General features: G+C 33.3%; 17 protein-coding genes and 1 tRNA gene. 5 read left to right on the plus strand and 13 right to left on the minus strand.

Annotation, left to right across the window (positions count from 1 at the left end; translation table 11 throughout):
- Positions 1-124: 124 nt before the first annotated feature.
- The 4 genes from L3X37_RS10180 to L3X37_RS10195 form a co-directional block, all read right to left on the minus strand.
- Positions 125-1,726, minus strand: coding sequence for a S8 family peptidase (locus L3X37_RS10180; RefSeq protein WP_237240075.1), 1,602 nt, complete (start codon positions 1,724-1,726; stop codon positions 125-127).
- 18 nt (positions 1,727-1,744) lie between these two features.
- The gene (locus tag L3X37_RS10185; RefSeq protein ID WP_237240076.1) at positions 1,745-2,605 is read right to left on the minus strand and encodes an MBL fold metallo-hydrolase; all 861 of its coding nucleotides are present in this window, start codon (positions 2,603-2,605) and stop codon (positions 1,745-1,747) included.
- 63 nt (positions 2,606-2,668) lie between these two features.
- A complete protein-coding gene (locus L3X37_RS10190; RefSeq protein WP_237240077.1) occupies positions 2,669-4,870 on the minus strand; it encodes a SulP family inorganic anion transporter in 2,202 nt (733 codons plus the stop codon).
- Positions 4,867-5,715, minus strand: coding sequence for a universal stress protein (locus L3X37_RS10195; RefSeq protein ID WP_237240078.1), 849 nt, complete (start codon positions 5,713-5,715; stop codon positions 4,867-4,869). The genes L3X37_RS10190 and L3X37_RS10195 overlap by 4 nt, the downstream gene beginning before the upstream one ends.
- 96 nt (positions 5,716-5,811) lie before the next feature.
- Between L3X37_RS10195 and L3X37_RS10200 the strand changes: the two genes are divergently transcribed.
- Positions 5,812-7,632: a cation:proton antiporter gene (locus L3X37_RS10200; protein ID WP_237240079.1), complete on the plus strand. Its 1,821-nt coding sequence runs from the start codon at positions 5,812-5,814 to the stop codon at positions 7,630-7,632.
- A 72-nt stretch (positions 7,633-7,704) separates the two neighbouring features.
- Here the strand turns inward: L3X37_RS10200 and L3X37_RS10205 are convergent, their stop codons facing one another.
- From L3X37_RS10205 to lepA, 6 genes are all read right to left on the minus strand, one after another.
- On the minus strand, positions 7,705-10,104 hold the full coding sequence (locus L3X37_RS10205) for a glycoside hydrolase family 31 protein (protein ID WP_237240080.1): 2,400 nt from the start codon (positions 10,102-10,104) through the stop codon (positions 7,705-7,707).
- A gap of 138 nt (positions 10,105-10,242) precedes the next feature.
- Positions 10,243-12,156 carry a 1,4-alpha-glucan branching protein GlgB gene (gene glgB, locus L3X37_RS10210; RefSeq protein ID WP_237240081.1) on the minus strand — a complete coding sequence of 638 codons (1,914 nt, stop codon included), beginning with the start codon at positions 12,154-12,156 and terminating at the stop codon, positions 10,243-10,245.
- Positions 12,157-12,163: 7 nt separating this feature from the next.
- The gene (locus L3X37_RS10215) at positions 12,164-14,101 is read right to left on the minus strand and encodes an alpha-1,4-glucan--maltose-1-phosphate maltosyltransferase (RefSeq protein WP_237240082.1); all 1,938 of its coding nucleotides are present in this window, start codon (positions 14,099-14,101) and stop codon (positions 12,164-12,166) included.
- Positions 14,102-14,220: 119 nt separating this feature from the next.
- Positions 14,221-15,486: a glucose-1-phosphate adenylyltransferase gene (locus L3X37_RS10220; protein ID WP_237240083.1), complete on the minus strand. Its 1,266-nt coding sequence runs from the start codon at positions 15,484-15,486 to the stop codon at positions 14,221-14,223.
- A gap of 28 nt (positions 15,487-15,514) precedes the next feature.
- Positions 15,515-16,717, minus strand: coding sequence for a glycogen synthase (gene glgA, locus L3X37_RS10225; protein ID WP_237240084.1), 1,203 nt, complete (start codon positions 16,715-16,717; stop codon positions 15,515-15,517).
- A 231-nt stretch (positions 16,718-16,948) separates the two neighbouring features.
- Positions 16,949-18,745, minus strand: coding sequence for a translation elongation factor 4 (lepA, locus tag L3X37_RS10230; protein WP_237240085.1), 1,797 nt, complete (start codon positions 18,743-18,745; stop codon positions 16,949-16,951).
- 128 nt (positions 18,746-18,873) lie between these two features.
- On the opposite strand from lepA, the gene dusB reads away from it, so the two are divergent.
- Positions 18,874-19,869, plus strand: coding sequence for a tRNA dihydrouridine synthase DusB (gene dusB, locus L3X37_RS10235; RefSeq protein WP_237240086.1), 996 nt, complete (start codon positions 18,874-18,876; stop codon positions 19,867-19,869).
- Positions 19,870-19,922: 53 nt separating this feature from the next.
- On the opposite strand, the gene L3X37_RS10240 is transcribed toward dusB, so the two are convergent.
- Positions 19,923-21,128, minus strand: a complete 1,206-nt coding sequence (locus tag L3X37_RS10240) for an ABC transporter permease (protein ID WP_237240087.1) — start codon at positions 21,126-21,128, stop codon at positions 19,923-19,925.
- 80 nt (positions 21,129-21,208) lie between these two features.
- Positions 21,209-21,607, minus strand: coding sequence for a 30S ribosome-binding factor RbfA (gene rbfA / locus L3X37_RS10245; protein WP_237240088.1), 399 nt, complete (start codon positions 21,605-21,607; stop codon positions 21,209-21,211).
- Between the two features lie 141 nt (positions 21,608-21,748).
- Between rbfA and mce the strand changes: the two genes are divergently transcribed.
- The gene (gene mce, locus L3X37_RS10250; RefSeq protein WP_237240089.1) at positions 21,749-22,153 is read left to right on the plus strand and encodes a methylmalonyl-CoA epimerase; all 405 of its coding nucleotides are present in this window, start codon (positions 21,749-21,751) and stop codon (positions 22,151-22,153) included.
- Positions 22,154-22,202: 49 nt separating this feature from the next.
- Positions 22,203-22,276 (plus strand) — tRNA-Ile (locus L3X37_RS10255).
- Between the two features lie 92 nt (positions 22,277-22,368).
- Here L3X37_RS10255 and L3X37_RS10260 read toward each other — a convergent pair.
- Entirely contained in the window at positions 22,369-22,596 is a 228-nt protein-coding gene (locus L3X37_RS10260; protein WP_237240090.1) for a hypothetical protein, read from the minus strand.
- A 574-nt stretch (positions 22,597-23,170) separates the two neighbouring features.
- Here L3X37_RS10260 and L3X37_RS15420 point away from each other — a divergent pair.
- Positions 23,171-23,230, plus strand: a complete 60-nt coding sequence (locus tag L3X37_RS15420) for a hypothetical protein (RefSeq protein ID WP_369409894.1) — start codon at positions 23,171-23,173, stop codon at positions 23,228-23,230.
- Positions 23,231-23,232 lie beyond the last annotated feature (2 nt).

Consider the following 23,232-nt stretch of genomic DNA (forward strand, 5'->3'; position numbering starts at 1 on the left):
TTCAATTTGTCAAGTTAAGCTTATCGAAACTTATATTGATTATGAGTATGTTAAAATATTTCGACAGGCTCAATATAACATAAAATTCACTTTTAAGGGAGCTTCTTTTTATTAATGCTATGTTTTACATTTTTGATGCCATAATTAATGCGTTGTATGCATTAACAGCTTTACCAGACGACGTTAAATCTGCAAAAGGTTTAACATTATTAGTATCTCCACCTACAACAACTTTAGTTTTAATTGCAAGACCAGAATCCATAAGGATTTGTTTTACCTGAGCGGCACTTAATTTTGGGTAATAAGAACGAATTAAAGCTGCAACACCAGCAACAGCAGGAGCAGCCATAGAGGTGCCTCCTTTAGTATCATATTCATTTTCTGGTGTTGTAGAATAGACTTTAGCTCCAGGAGCAAAAACATCTACATTTTTTTTACCATAATTAGAAAAACTAGCTATTACACCCGATCCGTATTTAGGTGTTAAAGCACCAACTCTAATATAAGTATTTGATACCTCAGCACCACCATTGTTATCATCTGGGAAGTTAGAGTGTACATCAACATCTTTACTATCATTTCCTGCCGCATGAACAAAAAGCACATCATTTTTCCCTGCATATGCTATAGCGTCTCTAACCCAGTCGCTATGCGGAGAATAGCTTTTACCAAAGCTCCCGTTTATGATTTTCGCGCCATTATCTACAGCATAACGTATTGCTAAAGCAATATCTTTATCGTATTCATCACCATTAGGTACTGCACGAATACTCATTATTTTTACATTATTAGCTACGCCATTTACGCCTTTACCATTGTTTCTTTCGGCTGCTATAATGCCTGCTACATGTGTGCCGTGACTTTCGGTTTTTTTAACGGGTTTAACATTGCCATTGCCGTAACCTAGATTATCGTTAAGATCGTCAGGGTTATCTCCTGTTTTACGTCCTTTTAAGTTTTTGTTAAGGTTATTGTTTAAACGCTCGTTAATTTGAGCTAAACCATCATTTAATTCTTTTATAAAATCGTCTACAGATTCCATGTCTAGACTATACACATACTTAACTATTGATACATATTGTTGTAGTGTTTGGTCTTCTGTTTTAATAGCATTAACATCGGCTTTTGTATATTTTGTTTTATTTAAATGCTTTTTTATGCCCTCGTCTGCTACTTTAACTTGTTGCGATGTTTGCTCGTAATTATTTTTATAACTAGTATATTTTTGATATTCGGTATCGTATTCGGTCTGGGCTCTACTATAATCAGGGTTACTGGTATCTCCACTAGCAAGTATACGTACAAATTCTAATTGCTCATCATAACCGTCTCCTAAAAAATTCCAACCATGTACATCGTCAACATATCCGTTTTTATCATCGTCTTTTCCGTTATTAGGAATTTCTTTTGGGTTGGTCCAAACGATACCGTTTAAATCTTCGTGGTCAATATCAATTCCAGAGTCTATAACAGCTACAATTACAGATTTTCCTTTTTTGTTTTTAATAATTTCAGCGTAAGCTTTATCTACACTCATTCCAGGTATGGTGTCTTTTATTAAATCTAAATGCCCCCAATTTTGTTTTTCATATTCTGTAAGCTCAGAAACTTTTAAAGGAATAGTATCAATGTTTTCTACAGGTGTTGATAAAATATCGGCAGTACCACAGCCGTAAAAAATTGAAACTATAAAAGCTGATAATATGAATGATTTTTTTATGTCCATTTTTTAATAAATTAGTAGTTAATTAAATATATCTTTTGTTGATAAAACATTTGCTAAACGCACGCCTTTTTCGGTATGTTTTACGGTAATAATTTCGTTATGGGCGTCGTGCTCTAAAAACAGGTAATAATTATTATTTGCTGCAATATTAAGAAATTTTTCTTTTTCATCTAAAGTTAACAGTGGCCTAGTATCGAAACCCATTACATAAGGAATGGGTAAATGGCCAGCTGTTGGGAGTAAATCTGCCATAAAGCAAATGGTTTTACCTTTGTAGTTAATCATAGGAATCATTTGTTTTTCGGTATGTCCATTGGCAAAAAAAATATCGAATCCAAGCTCGGAGTTTTTAACTATATCCTCTTCAGGAAGTGCTATAAATTTTAATTGCCCGCTTTCTTCCATAGGTAAAATATTCTCTTTTAAAAACGATGCTTTTTCGCGTCTGTTGGGTTGGGTTGCCCATTGCCAATGTTTTTTATTGCTCCAAAAATATGCATTTTTAAAAGCTGTTTCGTAACCCGTTTTATCGTTATTCCATGTAATGCTTCCTCCGCAATGATCAAAATGCAAATGCGTCATAAACACATCGGTAATATCATCGGGATGAAACCCGTGTTGTTTAAGCGAGTTATTTAAAGTATCATTTCCCCATGGGTGATAGTAGCCAAAAAACTTACTCGATTGCTTATCACCCATACCTGTATCTATTAAAACAAGGCGATTACCATCTTCAATAAGTAAACATCGCGCAGCAATATCAATCATGTTATTAGCATTGGCAGGGTTGCTTCGTTGCCATAACGATTTAGGTACAACACCAAACATAGCACCACCATCTAATTTAAAATTTCCAGCACTTATTGGGTATAAATTCATAGCAATGTAAAATTAAGAAATCTATTATGAACCATCGAAAAGGTTAAGAATAAATTAAGAAAATTAAACAGAAGCAATAACCTCTTTAAGACGCTTACCAAAATCGAATAAAGCTTTAATTTCTTTTAAACTTGCCAACCGTTCTTTTCCAAAAACGAGTAAAGCTTTACCATTAGATTCTACATGGTAGTATGGATTGCTTTCAAAAAAATGAGTAACATCGTCGTTAAAAAACTTGCTTATTTCTGTTTTATTTTCACCTTGTAAATAAAAACGATCAGAGAAATCGTCGTGGTTTTCAATATCAATATCTTTAAAGCCAGCAAAGGCCGACACTTTTTCTAAAAACCCCTCTTTGTCTAAAGTAAACTCAGGAATACTATCATTTAGTTCTATGTAAAGCATGGTTGAGCGCACCACTTCTTTAGCAATAAACTCACCTTCAGAAAACTCAACATCAAACATACAAACAGTACTTTCTTTAAGCGATAATTTATTGTAAATATGGTTGATGTGTTTGGTACTGAAAAACTGAAAATGATTTAAAAAAGACACCTCTTTTTCTTTTTTAGGACTATAGTTAAAGAGGTAATCTTTTGCTAAAGCTTCCATATTGCTTTGGCGCCTTGTTAAACTGTTTTTAATAATTCTTGGCACAGGAAGCATACGCCTTAAAGCAAATGGGTGTTTAGAATTTGAGTCGTGCATATCTAAGCCAATAACATCAAAATGCCCACCGCGCTTATTAAATAATTCTTGGTAGCTATGCATGTTTTCCATAACGGTATGGTCTACAAATTCGCACATTGAAAAATCTACAATAACATCCTCATCTTCAGGTACAGCATCCAATTGTTTTTTAAGTTTGTAGTAATTTAGAAAGCTACAAAAGTGTTTTACACTTACATAAAAATTGTTTTCACTGCCTGTTTCTTTAAACATTAAAACGTTGGGCTTTAAAACATTTCTAAAAAATAAAGCAACACTTTTATTTATTATAAAATGAATAATTAAAGTAGCAATAACGCCAGCAATAATGCCTGTAATTAATCCAATTTTTAAAGTGACAATTAAGGTAATGAAAAAGATAATGAGCTGTTCTTTACCTATTGAGAATATTTTAGTAATTACGCTTGGAGATGCTAATTTATAACCTGTATATACTAATATGGCCATTAAAGCAGGTAATGGAATTCTGGTAAGTTGTGTGCTAAACAAAACAACAAAAAGAATTAAAAAAACAGCATGGAAAAAGTTAGACGACCTATTACTAGCACCATTATTTACATTAACAGAACTACGCGCAATAACAGTTACTACATTTAACCCTCCTAAAAATCCACTGCCAACAGTGGCTAAACCCAAAGCTTTTAAGTCTTTATTTACATTGGAGCGCCTTTTTTCAGGATCTAATTTATCAACAGCTTTAATGCTTAAAAGCGATTCTATTCCAGAAATAAGTGTTAATGCTAAAACGCTTCCCCAAAAAGATAAAGACCAAATACTACTAAAATTAGGGGTTGGTATGTCGGCAATTATATTTTGAATGGATGGAATTCCAGAAATCATATATTCTTTTGCTATAGGGTTAGGCTCATGCAAACCAAATTCGAAATAATAACTAAACCCAATGGATAAAAGAACTATCCACATTGGTGCGGGAATAAGTTGTAAATATTTATTTCTAATTTTTGAATAAAAAAGCATAATAGCTAAACTTATTACACCGGCAAGAGCGGCAAAAATTAAGCCTTTATTTTCGTAATGAATAGCATCATTAATAGAATAGGGAATTTCAAAAAGATAATCAACCGTATCCTCTCTTTTTATTTTGTGCGCAAGCATAATATGAAACTGCTTTCCTAAAATAATAAGCCCAATAGCAGCAAGCATACCTTGTATAGCAGATGACGGAAAAAAATCGGCAAGTGTACCCATTCTAAAAAAACCAAGTGCCATTAAAAGTACTCCAGAAAAAATAATAGCAACATAAGCGTTTTCTAACCCTAAAGTAGAAATGGCTATTAAAAGCACTCCAACTAAACCATTTCCTGGTCCAGCAATGGTAACATGGCTTCCTCCTAAAATAGAAACCACAATACCACCAATTATAGCCGCTATAATACCCGCTATTGGTGGTGCATCACTAGCCATAGCAAGTCCTAAGCCCAAAGGCAACGCAATAAGACTTACCACAAAACCAGAAAATATATTTTTAGGTAAGTCTTTTAAAAAGTCTTTTATGTTATTTTTTTTCGGACTCATTGAAGGATTAACACATCAGTTGGTAATTCAGTTAAAATATGTTCAATATCATGTGGAAATAATCGGTCCCAAAAGGTCATTTTAATTGGAGCGTTCATTACGAGTAAATCGGCACGCGAAATTTGTGCATAATGTCCAATAGAATATCCTTTTTTACCAAAAATAGGCTGTAGCTTTATAGTTTTATTTTTAGTGTATGCATCTGGTATATGACTTATAATTTCATTTATTCTTGAATTTTCTCTAAGTCTAATACGTTCTTTAATAATATTAGCTCGTCTTAAGGATTTATCATCATCTACTTTTACAGAAATTTGATCTTGCTTAATTTCTTCAACAATAGTAATCTTTTCAGATTTCAGCTTTTTTGCAACATAAAAAGCCACTTTAATGGTTTGCTCAGTTTTTGGATCTTTTAAACCGTTAACTACAATATGCTCACAAGGTAAACGCTCAACCGAAGGCTTAATTAATAATAAAACAGAGCATTTTGCTTGTCGTGTAATTTTTCGAGCAATTGAGCCCACATAGTATTTTAAAAAACGTTCGCGTTGTACTGCTCCAAGAATTAAAAGATCTATTTTTTTTTCTTCAGTAGTCGATAAAATAACATCAACAGGCTTTCCCGTTTTAAAAACAACCTCGTATTCTAAGTTGTCTTTTTCAAAACTTTTAAGAATAACTTTAAGCATTGCTATTTTATCTTCAGATTTTTCGCCAACATGAATTAAAAATAGTTTTGAACCAAAAAAAACACATAACCTCGCAGCCTCAAAGATGTTTGCTTTTAAGTTGGGCGAGTAAGCTACACCAATACCAATACTTTTAAAGGGTTTTAAAGACACAATTTTTATAAAAATTTACACAAAACTTGAAAGATAGTATTTTTTAAAAACATGGAATCATCTGTTTTACTTAAATTAGTGTTTTAAAAAAACTTTATGTTAGAATTAGCAGGGATTATTATTTTAGGAATATTAGCACAATGGGTAGCATGGAAATTTAAAATCCCTGCTATTTTACCCTTAATTTTAATAGGATTATTTGTTGGCCCTATTGCCGCAGAATATTTAAGTGACGATGGCGCGAAATGGATTGAGCCTATTTGGAATGGAGAAAAAGGGCTTTTCCCAGGCGAAGGATTATATTATTTTGTGTCGCTCGCTATAAGCATAATTCTTTTTGAAGGCGGTTTAACTTTAAAACGCTCAGAAATAAAAAATGTAGGCCCTGTAATTACTAAATTAATTACTTTGGGTTCTGCGATTACTTTTTTTGGAGCAGGTATATTGGCTCATTTTATTTTTGATTTAAGTTGGGAACTTTCCTTTTTATTTTCTGGACTTATTATTGTTACTGGACCAACTGTAATAACGCCAATATTGAGAAATATCCCCCTTAAAAAAGATGTTTCTGCAGTACTAAAGTGGGAAGGTATTTTAATAGATCCTATAGGCGCTTTAGTGGCTGTATTAGTATTTGAGTTTATTAGTGTTGGCGGCGACAGTGGTTTTACTAAAACCGCATTAATGGAGTTCGGTAAAATTATCCTCTTTGGCACAACCTTTGGATTTACTTTTGCACACGCTTTAGCCTTTGTAATTAATAAAAAGCTTATTCCTCATTATTTATTAAATGTAGTATCACTATCAACGGTATTACTGGTTTTTGTTGAATCTGAGATTTTTGCACACGAATCTGGACTTTTAGCTGTTGTGGTTATGGGTATGGTATTGGGTAACAGTAAATTAGAAAACTTAAAAGAGTTGCTTTATTTTAAAGAGTCTTTAAGCGTCTTATTAATTTCTATTTTATTCATCCTGTTAGCAGCAAATATTAACATTGAAGATTTAATGCTGCTTTACACCTGGAAAACAGCTATTCTTTTTACTATTGTTGTATTTGTTATTAGGCCATTGGCGGTTTTTTTAAGCACGCTTGGATCAAACTTAAAGATTAATGAAAAACTGTTTATTAGTTGGGTTGGGCCACGAGGAATTGTTGCTGCTGGAATTGCATCTTTATTTGGTAGCAAGCTCTTAAAACAAGGTGTTGAAGGCGCAGAATATATTACACCTTTGGTGTTTATGATTGTTTTAGGAACTGTTTTGTTAAACGCTACCACAGCTCGTTTATTTGCTAAAATAGTTGGTGTATTTTTAACAAAATCTGAAGGCATTTTAATTATTGGTGCGTCAAAAATTTCTCGGCTTTTGGGGCATTACCTTGAAGCAAACGGAAGACATGTTGTGCTTATTGACAGCAACGAAAGAAATATTACAAAAGCAAAAGAATTAGGGTTAGAAGCTATAACTACTAATATTTATTCAGACACATTAATGGATAATATTGAATTAAATGATGTTGGCTACTTAATGGCATTAACAGGGAACTCTAGTATTAATAAATATGCTATTGATAAATTTAGTAAGCAGTTTGGTGAAAACGGGTCATTTAGGTTGGTTACAACAAACGAAATGTTAGATGAAAACAACAATCCAAGAGAAGGTTTGTTTTCGCATACGGATGATTTTAATGCTTTAACCGAATTAACACGAAGACACCCATCAATACAAGAGATTGATTTAAAAGATAAAGAACATTATGAAAGCTTAATTAAGATAAGTAATGCCGATAAAGATATAATCCCTTTATTTATTAAAGATAATGAAGGAGAACTACACATTATATCGTCTTATAATTTAGAGATTGATACTATTAATGAAGGGTTTCAGTTGGTGTATTTAGGAAAGCCATTTTAATATTACTAAAACATAAAAAAACCTCATTGGAATTATTAAAATGAGGTTTTTATTAAAATTTTTAAGCATTTTCTATCCTTTTATTTGAAGATTTGTGAACTCTTTTGAAACAACAAGCGAGTTATTACCATTAAACTTAACATCTTTTAAATCGACATATTCGTTATCAACTTTTATAGACTTTACCTTAAAAGGCAATCCTATTAAATTAATTTTGAATGTATCATAAGAAGTAATATACTTTCCTCTTTTATGAATTCTAATGATTAATTTATCACTGGTTCCAGCTAGATTAAATTTCTTTAAACTATAGCGTCCTTTGGTGTAATCGTAACCATCATCAGCATCTTCATAAAGTTCAGAGTCTTCTTTACCTTGTTTATAGTAAACATCAAGAGTTAATTCGTCAATTGTTTTTTCGCCAACATATTGTTGTATAGGGTATTTAGGAATTATAGCCCCTGCTTTTACAAAAATGGGCATACTATCAATATCGGCATCTACCCAAGTTTCTTTACCTCCTGAAATTAGCTCGTTAGTCCAGAAATTAAACCAATCGCCTTTAGGAATGTACATGCGTCTTCCTTTGGCATTTGGCTCGTTTATTGGGCAAATTAAAAGCTGGTTACCACATATAAACTCATCTGTTCTGTAGTGTGTTTGAGTGTCTTCTTGATCAAATAATACTAACGATTTTAGCATTGGCACATTGTCTTGAGAATATTGATGAAATGAGGTGTATAAGTACGGTAGTAATTGGTATCTAATTTCAATGAATTTTCGAACAATATCTGTTATTTCTTCATCAAACGCCCAAGGTTCTTGATCGCCATGGTCCCCAGAGGAGTGTGTTCTACAAAATGGGTGAAAAACACCAAGTTGAATCCAGCGTGCGTACAATTCGCCATTTGGTTGTTCTGCAAATCCACCAATATCAGATCCAGCAAATGAGAATCCAGATAAAGCTAAACGTTGTGCTTGAATATTAGCTATTTGTAAGTGTTCCCAAGTAGCTACGTTATCTCCCATCCAAGTTGAGGTATAGCGCTGCGTACCAGAGTATGCCGATCGTGTAATTACGAATGGGCGTTTTGGATAATTGAATTTTTTTAATCCATGGTAAGTAGCACGCGCCATTTGCATACCGTAAATATTATGTGCTTTTCGGTGGCTACAAGGGTTTCCATCGTAATCATGCCTTACATCATTAGGAAATGTTTTACCAGGAACATCCATTACAGCAGGTTCGTTCATATCGTTCCAAACACCTTTTACACCAACATCTTCAATAAGCTCTTTAAATAACCCTGCCCACCATTTACGTACTTCGGCTCTTGTAAAATCTGGAAAATAACATTCTCCAGGCCATACTTTACCCTTCATGTAAGGGCCATCGGCACGTTTACAAAAATAATCTTTATCTAAAGCGTCTTTAAAAACACTGTATTCATTATCAATTTTAATTCCTGGGTCAATAATTACCACGGTTTTAAATCCGTCATCGGCAAGTTCTTTAACCATACGTTTTGGGTCTGGAAAATAATCTTTGCTCCATGTAAAGCAACGAAACCCTTCCATATAGTCGATGTCTAAATAAATAGCATCACAAGGAATTTGTAGCTCTCTAAATTTTGCAGTGACTTCTTTAACGTTTGATTCAGGATAATAACTCCACTTACATTGGTGGTAGCCCAATGCCCAAAGTGGTGGCAACTCAGGAGTACCAGTTAAATCTGTATAACTAGTAACAACATCTTGCATTTTAGGCCCATAAATGAAGTAATAATTCATTTCTCCACCCTGTGCCCAAAAACTGGTAACATTTCTGCGTTCGTGACAAAAATCGAAATAGGTTTTAAAGGAATTATCAAAAAAAATGCCGTAAGATTTATTGTTGTGTAAACCTGTATAAAACGGAATGGCTTTGTAAATAGGATCTGTATCTTTGCCATATGCATAAGAGTCGGTTGCCCAATTTTCAAAACGTTTTCCTTTTAAATTTAAATGACTTGGTTTGTCTCCTAAACCATAATAACTTTCTCCGTTCTGCGAAGCTTTACTCATTTTAACAATGTCGCCACCCAACTCGTAACTTTCTTCCCAATGGAAGCCTTTTTCGTCTTCACAAATAAGGGCATTATCTATAGCATCAAAGATTGATTTTCTTAAATCGGCTTTATAAATATGACAGATTAATTTTGATGTTGTAACAATATACTTTTCTTTATCATCAGTTATTTCTAAATGATTATAACCTCTGCTTGCGTTTTCATCAATAGCATAAGAAAAATCATTATCAAATTTACCAATGGTAGTATATCTAAACCGTAACACACTATCTCTTAAAACAGTAAGTTGAAGAATAACGTTATTTGTGGTTGAAAAATGCAGTACATCTACATCTTTTTTATAGTTTGTTATATTAGCAGGAAATAAGTCTCCTTTATATTCTAATTGTGTATTTAAAATCATGTATAATCAGCAATTTATTTAATTGACCAAAGTACTAAAACCATTAAATTTTTGTTACATTTTTTTAACAAAAAAACACAGGTTTATTTGCGCAAAACATAAGTAATAGAGCTATTAATTACATTTTATGCAAGTAGATTATTGTTTTTTAAATTTAAAAACAGAAACGCTAAGAGGAGAAAGTGTAATTTCTGCTGAATATGCTTTACCATTCCATGCTTCTTTTTTAGCGGTAATTTGTCTTGGGTTGCCTATACCACTACCACCAAACGCTTTAGCATCACTATTAAATATTTCTTTAATTTTCGATTTTATAGGAACGCCTATTTTGTAATTTTCTTTAACAGATGGAGTAAAATTGCACACGACAATAATATCGTTTTCTGCTTCGTATCCTTTTCTGATGTATGATATAACACAGTTTTCATGATCGTCAAAACTTATCCATTCAAACCCCTCGCTACTAAATCCTTTTTCGTATAGTGCAGGGGTGGTTTTATAAAGTTTATTAAGTGCTTTATAATAGTTTTGAATATTTTTATGTGGATTAAATTCTAATAAATTCCAATCCAAACTTCCTTGAAAATCCCATTCGTTGTATTGCCCAAATTCGCTACCCATAAACAGGAGTTTTGTTCCCGGATGTGTAAACATATAACCATATAATAGACGCAGGTTAGCAAAACGTTGCCACTCATCACCAGGCATTCTGCCTAAAATAGAGTTTTTACCATATACAACTTCGTCGTGTGAAAGCGGTAGCATAAAGTTTTCGGTAAAAGCATAAGCTAAACTAAACGTAATATCGTTTTGATGATATTTTCTGTATATAGGGTCTTTGCCAAAATACTCTAAGGTATCGTGCATCCAACCCATCATCCATTTCATTCCAAACCCTAAACCGCCAATAAAAGTTGGTTTAGAAACCATAGGGAATGCGGTTGATTCTTCTGCAATAGTTTGAACATCTGGAAACGATTTATATACCTCTTCATTCAACTCTTTTAAGAAGTCAATTACGGCTAGGTTTTCTCTGCCTCCATGAATATTAGGCTCCCATTCGCCATCTTCTCTCGAGTAGTCTAAAAACAACATGGAAGCCACAGCATCAACTCTCAACCCATCGGCATGGTATTGTTCCAACCAAAAAACAGCGTTACTTATTAAAAAGGATCTAACCTCGTTTCTTTCGTAATTAAAAATTAAACTTTTCCAATCTGGGTGATAGCCTTTTCGTTTGTCGGGATGCTCATATAGATTTGAGCCATCAAAAAAACCAAGGCCATGTGCGTCTTCAGGAAAGTGAGATGGTACCCAATCTAAAATAATACCAACACCATTTTGGTGTAATTTATCAACTAAATATTTAAACTCTTCTGGGTAGCCAAAACGAGATGTAGGTGCAAAATAACCTGTTAATTGATATCCCCATGACGGATCGTAAGGATATTCCATAATTGGCATAAGCTCTACATGGGTAAAGTTCATGTCTTTTACGTAGTTTACTAAATCATCAGCCAATTCATAGTAAGACATAAAGCGGTTTTCTTCAACATGTTTTTTCCATGATCCTAAATGGACTTCGTAAACTGAGTATGGTGCATCTAAAGCATTACTTTTTTTACGGTTTTTCATCCAAGCCTTGTCTTTCCACGTGTAATTATCGTCCCAAACAATGGATGCTGTACTTGGTGGATGTTCACAACGCCTTGCATAAGGATCTGCCTTTTCAGTTTTTATATCGTTATTATTACTTTGTATTTTATATTTATATGTGGTGCCTTTTCCTACCATAGGAATAAAGCCTTCCCAAATACCACTAGAATCCCAACGCACATTTAATTGATGCTCGCCTTCTATCCAATAATTAAAATCACCAACAACAGAAACTTGTTTTGCCGATGGTGCCCAAACAGCAAAATACGTGCCTTCAATTCCATCAACCGTTACAATATGCGATCCAAATTTTTCATAAAGTCTGTAATGTTTTCCGCTTTTAAACAAGTTAATATCAAAATCTGTAAATAAGCTATAAGGTTTTACTTGTGCCATGTAAGAGTTATTTATTTATTTTAAAAATATGAAACGGTAAGGTTGGATGCAATTCAACAAAATTCCACTCGCCTTGCCAATTATAACTACTATTAGTTATTAAATCTTTAACTTGAAATTGTTGATTACCATCAATTCCTAAATCTTGCAACGGAACTTGAACAGTGCCTTGTTGCATGCCATAATCGTCTAAACTTATAATGATTAAAAGTTGATTTGTCTTGGCATCATTCCATTTATAAAATGCTAATAAATTATTGTTTTCGATGTAACAAAACTTAATGTTGTTTGTTTGTTGAAGGGCTTCGTTTTGATGTCTTATGTGATTGATTTTTGAAATAACAGTGATAAGTTTGTTTTCAATAATCCAATCATAGTGGGTAAATTGGAATTTTTCAGAGTTGTTATATTCTTCGCGCCCAAGTAAGGCATCGCTTAACATATATTCGTAAACTGGACCGTAAATTCCAATACTAGAACTTAAAGTAGCCGCTAAAACATAACGTTGTATGTGTTTAGATTCGTTTGCGCCTTGTAAATGAAAAGGGTTAATATCTGGAGTATTTGGCCAAAAATTAGGCTGCATATATTCTCGAGATTCTCCTTTGGTTAATTCTTCAACGTATTCTGTAAGTTCTTGTTTAGAATTTCTCCAGGTAAAATAGGTATAAGATTGTGTATAGCCTTGTTTTGCCAATTGTTGCATTACTTTTGGGGCAGTAAATGCCTCGGCTAAAAATATAACATCGGGGTGTTTAGCTTTTACATTTTCTATAATCCAATGCCAAAAGTAGAAGGGTTTGGTGTGCGGGTTATCTACCCTAAACACATGTATTCCGCAATCTATCCAATATAAGAGAATATCTAAGCACTCTTGCCAAAGGGCTTTATAATCTTTCGTTTCCCAATAAATAGGTAAAATATCTTGATACTTTTTTGGGGGGTTTTCAGCATATTGAACAGTGCCATCTGGACGCCATTTAAACCATGTTGGGTGCTCTTTTACCCAAGGATGATCGGGAGCTGCTTGTAAGGCATAATCCATAGCAATTTCAATATTATGTGCTTTTGCTTTTTGGATTAGTGCTTTAAAATCATCAATAGTTCCTAGTTCTGGATGAATGTCTTTATGCCCGCCAAATTTTGAGCCAATACCCCAGGTAGAACCTACATCGCCATCAAAAGCTTCGGTGGTGTTATTTTTACCTTTTCGGTTTACTTCTCCAATGGGATGAATAGGAGGTAAGTATAAGGTGTCGAAGCCCATTTTTTCAATTCTTGGCAATAAACGTTCGCAATCTTTAAACGTACCATGAACACCTTTGTGTTCTGAAGCTGAGCGCGGAAAAAACTCGTACCACGTACTAAAACGCGCTTTTTTTCTATCTACATAAACTTTATATTCGTCAGATGTGTTTGCTAATATTTTTTGAGGGTACTTAGTAAAAATATCATGTAACCTTTCGCTTTGCGCTTCATTTATTGCTTCATCATAGTTTTCTTCATTAGCAAAAATATTGATGAGGTAATCAAAATAAAACGAATCATTTTTATCAACACTACTTTTTATAGCTTTAAGATGTTCAATACCTTCTAATAATTCAGATTTTACATGCTGACCATCTTCTATTTTTCTTTCAATACCATGTTGCCAGTTAAGAGCATAATCTACCCAAGCTTCAACTTTATAGGTATAAAACCCTTGTTTTTCAACTGTAAAAGACCCTTTCCACTCGTTGTTTGCATCTAAATAAAGGCGAGTTTCGCTCCATTTTTTTGCCTTTTTGTGTTTGTAAAGTATTGATGCAGCAAGAACATCGTGCCCATCTGCTAGAATATGAGCTTCAATATTTACTACTTCATTAATTATTCTTTTAATGAAAAACTCGCCATTATTAATTTTAGGCGACACATAATCTATAACAACTCTCCTTTGGTTTTGCATTATAATGTATGGTTTAAAAGGTGCACAAAATTAGTGAATAAAGTAATGACTTTACTAGAAAAAGTATCGTAAACCTTGATAAAACACCTGGTTTTTAATAAGTTAGTCTCATAAAATGGTTAAATAACATAACCTTTTGGAATAATAGCGCCTTTTTTTAAGACAACTATGCCGTCTTTAATAACATACATGTCGGTTTCTTTGTCTTTAAGGTGTTTTCCGCCATTAATTCTAACATCGTCACCAATGCGACAATTTTTATCTATAATGGCATTTTTAATAAAGCAACGTTGACCAATACCCATAAGAATTTCTATGTTATCATTATTAATTTGTTCAAGAGTTTCATAATGATCAGACCCCATCATATAGGTATTAATAACAGTAGATTCGTCTCCAATTCTAGAGCGAATGCCGATAACAGATTGCTCTATTTTAGCAGCGCTTATAATACATCCCTCGGCTATAACTGCTTTTTCTAACATGGTTCCAGCTATTTTTGAAGTTGGTAACATTCGGGCATGTGTGTAGATGCGCTTCTTTTTGTCGTAAAGATTAAAATCTGGAATATCGGCAGTTAAACCAATGTTGGCTTCAAAAAAAGAATCTATATTTCCTATATCTGTCCAATATCCTTCATATTGATAACTTAGGGTTTTGTGTTTGTCTATGCTTTTTGGAATAATCTCTTTGCCAAAATCTATGGTCGATTTGTCTTTCATCAATTCAATAAGCAAATCCTTATTAAAAATGTATATACCCATTGAGGCTAGATAATTTCTGCCTTGGCCTTTCATTTCGTCGCTTACCTCTGATGTCCAATCTGGTAATAAACTAGCATCAGGTTTTTCAATAAAAGAGGTAATTACATTGTTGTCATCAGATTTTAAAATTCCAAAACTAGTAGCGTCTTTTTTGTTAACTGGAATGGTGGCAATTGATATTTTTGCACCACTTTCTTCATGGGCTTGTATCATGGCATCATAATCCATTTGATACAATTGATCGCCCGAAAGGATTAAGGCATACTCAAAATCGTGTCTCATAAAATGATGCATGCTTTGGCGAACAGCATCTGCAGTACCTTGAAACCACCCTTTGTTATCTGGGGTTTGCTCAGCAGCCAAAACGTCTACAAAAGCAGAGCTAAAAAAACTAAAATGATAGGTGTTTTTTATATGGCGATTTAATGATGCAGAATTAAACTGGGTTAACACATATATGCGTTTTATATCTGCATTAATACAGTTTGAAATAGGGATGTCAACCAATCTATATTTTCCAGCAATAGGAACTGCTGGTTTAGATCTTTTCTCTGTTAATGGATATAATCTTGAGCCTTGTCCGCCTCCTAAAATAATCGATAAAACTTTGTTATTTATCATAATAGTTGTTTATAGTGATTAGTTGATATTATATTAAAGATTTGTAGAGCGCCTCAACTTGTTTAGCAATAGCTACCCAATCAAAATGTTCTTCAACACGTTTTCGTCCGTTTACCGCCATGGCGTTTCTTAACTCATCGTTACTTATAACGGTATTAATTCCGTTAGCTAAATCTCTTGAAAATTTATCTGGATTCACAGGCTCAAAAGGAGCGGCATCTTGTTGTTCTAAAGGAATTAAAACCCCTGTTTCATTTTGCACCACAACTTCTTTTATACCGCCAACAGCACTTGCAACCACCGCAGTATTACAAGCCATGGCCTCAATATTTATAATTCCAAAAGGCTCATAAATAGAAGGGCAACAAAATACATCAGCATGAGAGTATAATTGAATAACCTCTTTTTTGTCAAGCATTTTGTCAATCCAAATGATATTATCTCTAGTTTTTTTAACTTCATTAACAGCATCTTCCATTTCTTTACCTATCTCTGGCGTATCTGGTGCACCAGCGCAAAGTACTATTTGTGTATCAGCATCTATATATTTTATGGCGTTTACTAAATGAATAATACCTTTTTGCCTAGTAATTCTGCCTACAAAAAGTACATAGGGTTTTGTTTTATCTATACCATATTCATCTAAAGTTGATGTTTCGTTAGTAACCACATACTCTTGAAGATTGATACCATTATAGATAACTTTAACTTTATCTTCATCCACATTAAAATGTTTTAAAACATCTTCTTTAGTTTCTTCTGATACAGCAATAAGAGCATCTGCCATTTCAATAGCCGTTTTTTCAACCCAAGAAGACGCATCATAACCTCTACCTAACTGCTCGCGTTTCCATGGGCGCAAGGGCTCCAACGAATGCGTTGTTATTACTAAAGGCGTGCCATAGCATAATTTTGAAATAATGCCAGCAAAATGAGCATACCATGTATGGCAATGTACAACATCGGCATCAATAGCATTCGTGTTCATATGAAGCGATGTGCTTAATGTTTTAAAAACAGATTTTAACTTATCATCAGCATTTTTAAAAACACCATCTTCAAAAGGGAAACCTTTAACGTTTAAGGTGTCATTTTTAGAATCTTGGTCGCCAAAACACCTAACATCTACATGGATTAATTTTGCTAATTCAGCAGCCAAATATTCAACATGAACTCCAGCGCCACCATAAACATAAGGTGGAAATTCTCTAGTAAAAAAAAGTGCTTTCATAAAATGATTACTTAAGATGTAATTATATAAATTTTGCTTGTTTTAGCAAGTTTTATTTAAAACGAAATTGGGCGTGCGATTATAAACTTACAAAAATATTGTATTAATGTCTATTGGAAAAGCATGTTTTTAAGCAAAAATATAATTTTGAATATCTAATTATTAAAACTTAAAAAAATAAGATATTAATAATCAAAGTCTTATATAATTTTAATTTTTTAAATAGGCGTTTTAATCATTTAACTTTAAAACAGCCATAAACGCCTGTTGAGGTATCTCTACATTACCCACTTGTCGCATACGCTTTTTACCTTTTTTCTGTTTTTCCAGAAGTTTACGCTTACGCGAAATATCACCACCATAACACTTAGCTGTTACGTCTTTACGTAAGGCTTTAACGGTTTCTCTAGAGATAATTTTGGCTCCAATAGCAGCTTGTATTGGAATATCAAATTGCTGGCGCGGGATGAGTTCCTTTAATTTCTCACACATTTTACGCCCAATATGTTGTGCATTTTCAGCATGAATTAGTGCAGATAAAGCATCGACAGATTGCGCATTTAATAAAATATCTAAACGCACCAATTTTGAAGGTTTCATCCCAATTGGGTGATAATCAAAAGAGGCATAGCCTTTAGAAACGGTTTTCAATCTGTCATAAAAATCAAAAACGATTTCTGCTAATGGCATTTCAAAAGTTAATTCAACCCGTTCTGTAGTCAAATAGGTTTGGTTTACAATGAGCCCACGTTTTTCAATACATAACGACATAACATTACCAACAAAGTCTGATTTTGTAATAATAGTTGCCTTAATAAAAGGTTCCTCTACACGATTTAACGTAGAAGGTTCGGGCAAATCAGAAGGATTGTTTACAACAATGATCTCATCTGGATTTTTATTGGTAAATGCATGGTAAGAAACATTGGGAACGGTAGTAATCACAGTCATATCAAACTCACGCTCTAAGCGTTCTTGTATAATTTCCATGTGAAGCATACCTAAAAACCCACAACGGAAACCAAAACCTAATGCCGCAGAACTTTCTGGCTGAAATACCAAAGAGGCATCATTAAGTTGTAATTTTTCCATAGAAGCCCGAAGTTCCTCATAATCTTCAGTATCAACAGGATAAATACCTGCAAATACCATAGGTTTTACATCTTCAAAACCTTCAATAATATTGGTTGTTGGTTTCGCAAAATCGGTAATGGTATCACCTACTTTTACTTCTTTAGCCGTTTTAATTCCTGTAATTAAATAGCCAACGTCGCCAGTTTTTACACTTTGTTTTGCTACTTGGTTAAGTTTTAAAGTTCCTACTTCATCAGCATAGTAATCTTTATTTGTAGCGACAAACTTAATGTGCTGCCCTTTTTTAATTTCGCCATTAAACACTCTAAAATAAGTTTCTATACCACGAAAAGTATTGTAAACGGAATCAAAAATTAAGGCTTGCAAAGGTGCATTTGGATCACCTTTTGGGGCAGGGACACGATCAATAATGGCTGCTAAAATATTATCGACACCAAAACCTGTTTTCCCACTTGCATGAATGACTTCTTCTGGGTCGCAACCTAATAAATCTACAATATCATCAGTTACTTCCTCTGGGTTAGCACTTGGTAAATCGACTTTATTTAATACGGGAATAATTTCTAAATCGTTTTCTAAAGCTAAGTATAAATTAGAAATAGTTTGTGCCTGTATGCTTTGTGCTGCATCTACAATTAATAAAGCGCCTTCGCACGCAGCTATAGAACGAGATACTTCATATGAAAAATCTACATGACCAGGAGTATCAATTAAATTTAGAATGTATTTTTCTCCTTCATATTCATAATCCATTTGAATAGCATGCGACTTGATTGTAATTCCACGTTCGCGCTCTAAATCCATACTGTCTAATAGCTGATCTTGTTGCTCTCTGGCAGTTACTGAACCCGTAAAATCTAATAAGCGGTCTGCAAGCGTGCTCTTACCGTGATCAATATGTGCAATAATGCAAAAGTTTCTGATATTCTTCATAAAGTATTCTATATATCCTTGATGGAATGTGCAAATATAGATGTTTTTTTAATCAGAGGACTGAGATTTATGAACCAGAAAGGTCTTTTTAATAAAAAGCCTTAATTTTGACACCAATATAAAATATAATGGTTAAAATAGACAACATAGAACTCCCAGATTTCCCATTGCTTTTAGCGCCAATGGAAGATGTTAGCGACCCACCATTTCGTGCGTTATGCAAAGAGCAAGGTGCTGATGTTGTTTATACCGAGTTTGTAAGTAGCGAAGGCTTAATTCGTAACGCAGCCAAAAGCGTTATGAAGTTAGATATTTATGAAAAAGAACGACCAGTTGGTATTCAAATTTTTGGAGCAAATCTTGACAGTATGTTGCAAACCATTGATATTGTTGAAAAATCCAACCCCGATATTATTGATATTAATTTTGGATGCCCTGTAAAAAAAGTAGTGAGTAAAGGTGCTGGCGCAGGTATTTTAAAAGATATCTGTTTAATGGAAAAGTTGACTGCTGAAATGGTAAAACGCACCAATTTACCCATTACCGTAAAAACACGTTTGGGTTGGGATCATGACTCTATAAAAATTGTTGAGGTTGCTGAACGTTTGCAGGATGTAGGCTGTAAAGCCATTGCTATTCATGGGCGCACGCGTGCTCAAATGTATAAAGGGGATGCTAATTGGAAACCTATTGCCGAAGTTAAAAACAACCCAAGAATGCATATTCCTGTGTTTGGGAATGGCGATATTACAAGTCCAGAACGTGCCATGGAAATGCGCGATACTTACGGATTAGATGGCGCCATGATTGGTCGTGCTAGTATTGGTAATCCCTGGTTTTTTAAACAAGTAAAGCACTATTTTAAAACAGGCGAGCATTTAGCACCTATATCGCTTGAAGAACGTGTAGAAGCTGCGCGACGTCATTTACAAATGTCGATTGATTGGAAAGGCGAAATTTTAGGCGTTTTTGAAACGCGTCGTCATTATACCAATTACTTTAAAGGGATTCCGCACTTTAAAGAATACCGCATGAAAATGGTAACTAGCGATGATTCTAAAGATGTATTTGCAGCTTTTGATGAGGTATTGGATAAGTTTGCTGGGTATGAGTTTACGGAGTAGGTTTTTTACAAGACACGAATTATATTAATTTTCACGGATTAATTTTTTTTTAATTATTGTGCTTGTACTAGTGATTTTGTAATACGTGCTGATGCTATTTTTGATGCTAGAATGCCTAAAACAGAAATGGTTATTAGTACTATAAAAAAGTTTTTAGTTTTTATGGTTACAGGATAAGCTAAGGATGGTGTTATCATAACTAAATCGAACATGTTTTGAAGCACTAAAACTATTAATGCTAAACCTAAACCAACGAGTCCGCCTAAAACCGACATTAAAGCACCTTGAAAAAAGAATATTTTGCGAATATCTTTTATGGTAGCACCTAAATTAAAAAGCGTGTTGAGTGATTTCTTTTTATCTAAAATCATCATGATTATGGAACCAATAACGTTAAATAGGGCAATGATTAAAACGAGTGTAAATATTAAATATACTGCTAGGTTTTCGCTATTTAGCATTTTGTATAAAGCATCGTTTAGTTGCGCACGGTTTTTTATAACAACCTTATCGCCTAAAATGGCTTGAATGTTTTGTTTTGCTTCAATCTCATCAGCACCATTGCTTAATTTAAACTCTATTGACGACACTTGATTAGGCTTATAGTTTAAAAGATTTTGTGCTAAATCTATAGAAGCAAAAACATAGGTGTCGTTTAAGTTTTCATTAATATCAAACACGCCAACATTAATGGCGTTAACTGTCTTAAAGGCATTTTTAGCAGAGGTTATTTGACCTCTTCCAGGTTTTGGTACATATAGGTTTATAGCTTTGGCATAATCTAAAACACCAAAAGACAAATTGTTTGAAATGCCCCAACCCACTACAATTTGATTGGTTTTTTGATCGAGCCAACTACCTTGGCTAATAATCGAATCTATTGCAACAACGTTTTTAAAATTAGCATCAACACCTTTTATGGTTGCGAAATAGTTTTTATCGTTTGAAGCTACAATAACACGTTCTTCAATAACTTTTGAAAACACAGCAACATCATCTAAATCATTTAGTTTATTAAGCTCCTCTCCAGTAATAACAAAAGACTTTCCTGTAGCCGTTTCAGCTTTTAAATCGGGGTCGACAATTGTAGAGAATTGTAAAGTAAAATCTTTTAAACCTGCAAAACCAGAAAGCACTATAAACAACGAAGCAGCACCTAAAATAATACCTATAATGGCAATAATACTAATAATGTTAATGGCATTGTTACTGCTTTTTGAGCGTAAATAACGTTGTGCTATATATAGTGAAACATTCATGCCTTTAAATATAAAAAGAAAAATGAGCTTTACTCTAAAAATAGAGGAGTAAATATACCGTGTTAGGTTCTTTTTAAAAACTAAGATTTTTTTCTTTTTTCAAGAAAAGAAGGATCTTTTATTGGGTTGTCTCCATCTTTTAAAGATTTATCTATTAGATCGATATACTCTAAAGAATCATCTATAAAAAACTCCAATTGCGGCATGCGCCTTAATTGTTTTTTGGTGCGTTGAGCCAATTCATGACGAATTAAAGCCGTATTAGATTTTATACCTTCAACGAGCTCTTTAGCTTTGTTATTAGGGAAAATACTCAAATACACTTTAGCTACAGAAAGGTCTACAGTAACCTTTACTTTGGTAACCGAAATTAAAACACCTTGCATGCCACCTTGCGTAGCAGCACGTTGTAAAACATCAACTAAATCGCGTTGTAAAACTGATGCTATTTTTTTTTGTCTTTGACTTTCTTGTTCCACAGAATAAATTACTATTAGGTTGTAAAAATAACAGATATTTAAAGATTATCTTGCTTTTATAAGTGATTTTCGTATTTTGAAATAAAATTTAGATTTAATAATAAGATTTTCTTCTTCTAGGAAATGACACAAACAACAACAATGAATAAAATTGAACATATAGGTATTGCTGTAAAAAGCCTTGAAAAATCTAGCGAATTGTTCTCTAAGCTATTTGGAAAAGCACATTATAAAGTAGAAGAAGTTGCTAGCGAAGGAGTAAAAACATCTTTTTTTAAAATAGGCGAAAATAAGATTGAATTACTAGAAGGCACAAATGATGACAGCCCTATCACTAAATTTATTGCGAAAAAAGGGGAGGGTATTCATCATATTGCTTTCGATGTAGATGATATACAAACCGAAATTAAACGTCTAAAAAAAGAAGGTTTTAAAGTATTAAACGAAACACCAAAAAATGGTGCAGACAACAAGTTAGTAGCTTTTTTACACCCTAAATCTTCAAATGGTGTTTTAATTGAGTTATGCCAAGAGATAAAGAGATAATTTTTCTTGCTAACAATTAAAATAAGTAGTAATATTGCACTCCAATTTCGGTCCTATAACTCAGTTGGTTAGAGTATCTGACTCATAATCAGAAAGTCCCTGGTTCGAGCCCAGGTGGGACCACTTTTAGAGACTGTAAAGCCTTGATAATCACGCGATTACTCAAGGCTTTTTTTGTAGAGCTCAAATATATGCTCAAACCTTGTTTAAAAAAATTATCCAAAACTCCTCAACAATACATGAGCTTGCAAGTAATACTTACCTGTTTTAAAGTTTTTTTTCTTTTCAAAATATAGGTTAATAATTTCTCCAAACTTATTTTGTTGCTCCAGAAGATGTATAAGTTTTAGAATGGTATTGTAATCTACTTGAACAGTAAATTGATGCGTTTTTATAGTTAGACAGTTATTGGCAAATACATGAGGCTCTAAAAAGCTAACCACTTTTAATTTAGTACTATCGGCATACGTATTTATTGTTTTTAAAAGATTGTTTTGTATAGAACTTCCTTTAATTTGATATTTATTTAAAAGGGAATCGTAATAAATATTGAAAACTAAAACAATAAGCTAAAAATAATCAAAAAGAAAATCGCCTAAAAATTACTTTTTAGACGACTTCTTTTTAATTTATAATATTCTGCTAACCAAACCTATATATAATTTTGTTTTCCTTTTAAATTATATATATTTGTTTTGTAAAGAGAAAAATTGAGGGATCATTTTTAGCTCATATAATTTTATAATAAAAAGCACGTTATTTTACCTATTAGTTGCTTATTAAAATTGCATTTAATCGGATTTTTTAGCATTTCACAGATGGTTTTTTTGCAAAAAAGAGTATATTTGTTTTGCTAACTTGCTTTTTTTATACATTTGCGTACCAATGACAATACAAAATAAAAGAATATTTGCCTCAATCTTATTTGTATTAATAAGTTTTGTGTGTGTTGCTCAGGGAAGTGGGCCTCCGCCTCCAGGACCACCACCACCACCTGGTACCCCCATTGATGGCGGAATACTTGCTGGTGTCTGTTTTGCCATATTTTATGGAGCAAAAAAGTTAATTAAAAGGTAGTA

Source organism: Wocania arenilitoris, assembly GCF_021728535.1.
In the GTDB taxonomy this organism is placed as follows: domain Bacteria; phylum Bacteroidota; class Bacteroidia; order Flavobacteriales; family Flavobacteriaceae; genus Wocania_A; species Wocania_A arenilitoris.

What these genes read in the sequence shown, in the direction of transcription:
- lepA (WP_237240085.1), bottom strand. Translation starts at nt 18,745, where the DNA reads ATGAAGAATATCAGAAACTTTTGCATTATTGCACATATTGATCACGGT.
- L3X37_RS10185 (WP_237240076.1), bottom strand. Translation starts at nt 2,605, where the DNA reads ATGAATTTATACCCAATAAGTGCTGGAAATTTTAAATTAGATGGTGGT.
- dusB (WP_237240086.1), top strand. Translation starts at nt 18,874, where the DNA reads ATGGTTAAAATAGACAACATAGAACTCCCAGATTTCCCATTGCTTTTA.
- L3X37_RS10220 (WP_237240083.1), bottom strand. Translation starts at nt 15,486, where the DNA reads ATGATAAATAACAAAGTTTTATCGATTATTTTAGGAGGCGGACAAGGC.
- L3X37_RS10190 (WP_237240077.1), bottom strand. Translation starts at nt 4,870, where the DNA reads ATGAGTCCGAAAAAAAATAACATAAAAGACTTTTTAAAAGACTTACCT.
- L3X37_RS10205 (WP_237240080.1), bottom strand. Translation starts at nt 10,104, where the DNA reads ATGATTTTAAATACACAATTAGAATATAAAGGAGACTTATTTCCTGCT.
- glgB (WP_237240081.1), bottom strand. Translation starts at nt 12,156, where the DNA reads ATGGCACAAGTAAAACCTTATAGCTTATTTACAGATTTTGATATTAAC.
- glgA (WP_237240084.1), bottom strand. Translation starts at nt 16,717, where the DNA reads ATGAAAGCACTTTTTTTTACTAGAGAATTTCCACCTTATGTTTATGGT.
- L3X37_RS10240 (WP_237240087.1), bottom strand. Translation starts at nt 21,128, where the DNA reads ATGAATGTTTCACTATATATAGCACAACGTTATTTACGCTCAAAAAGC.
- L3X37_RS10200 (WP_237240079.1), top strand. Translation starts at nt 5,812, where the DNA reads ATGTTAGAATTAGCAGGGATTATTATTTTAGGAATATTAGCACAATGG.
- L3X37_RS10180 (WP_237240075.1), bottom strand. Translation starts at nt 1,726, where the DNA reads ATGGACATAAAAAAATCATTCATATTATCAGCTTTTATAGTTTCAATT.
- mce (WP_237240089.1), top strand. Translation starts at nt 21,749, where the DNA reads ATGAATAAAATTGAACATATAGGTATTGCTGTAAAAAGCCTTGAAAAA.
- L3X37_RS10215 (WP_237240082.1), bottom strand. Translation starts at nt 14,101, where the DNA reads ATGCAAAACCAAAGGAGAGTTGTTATAGATTATGTGTCGCCTAAAATT.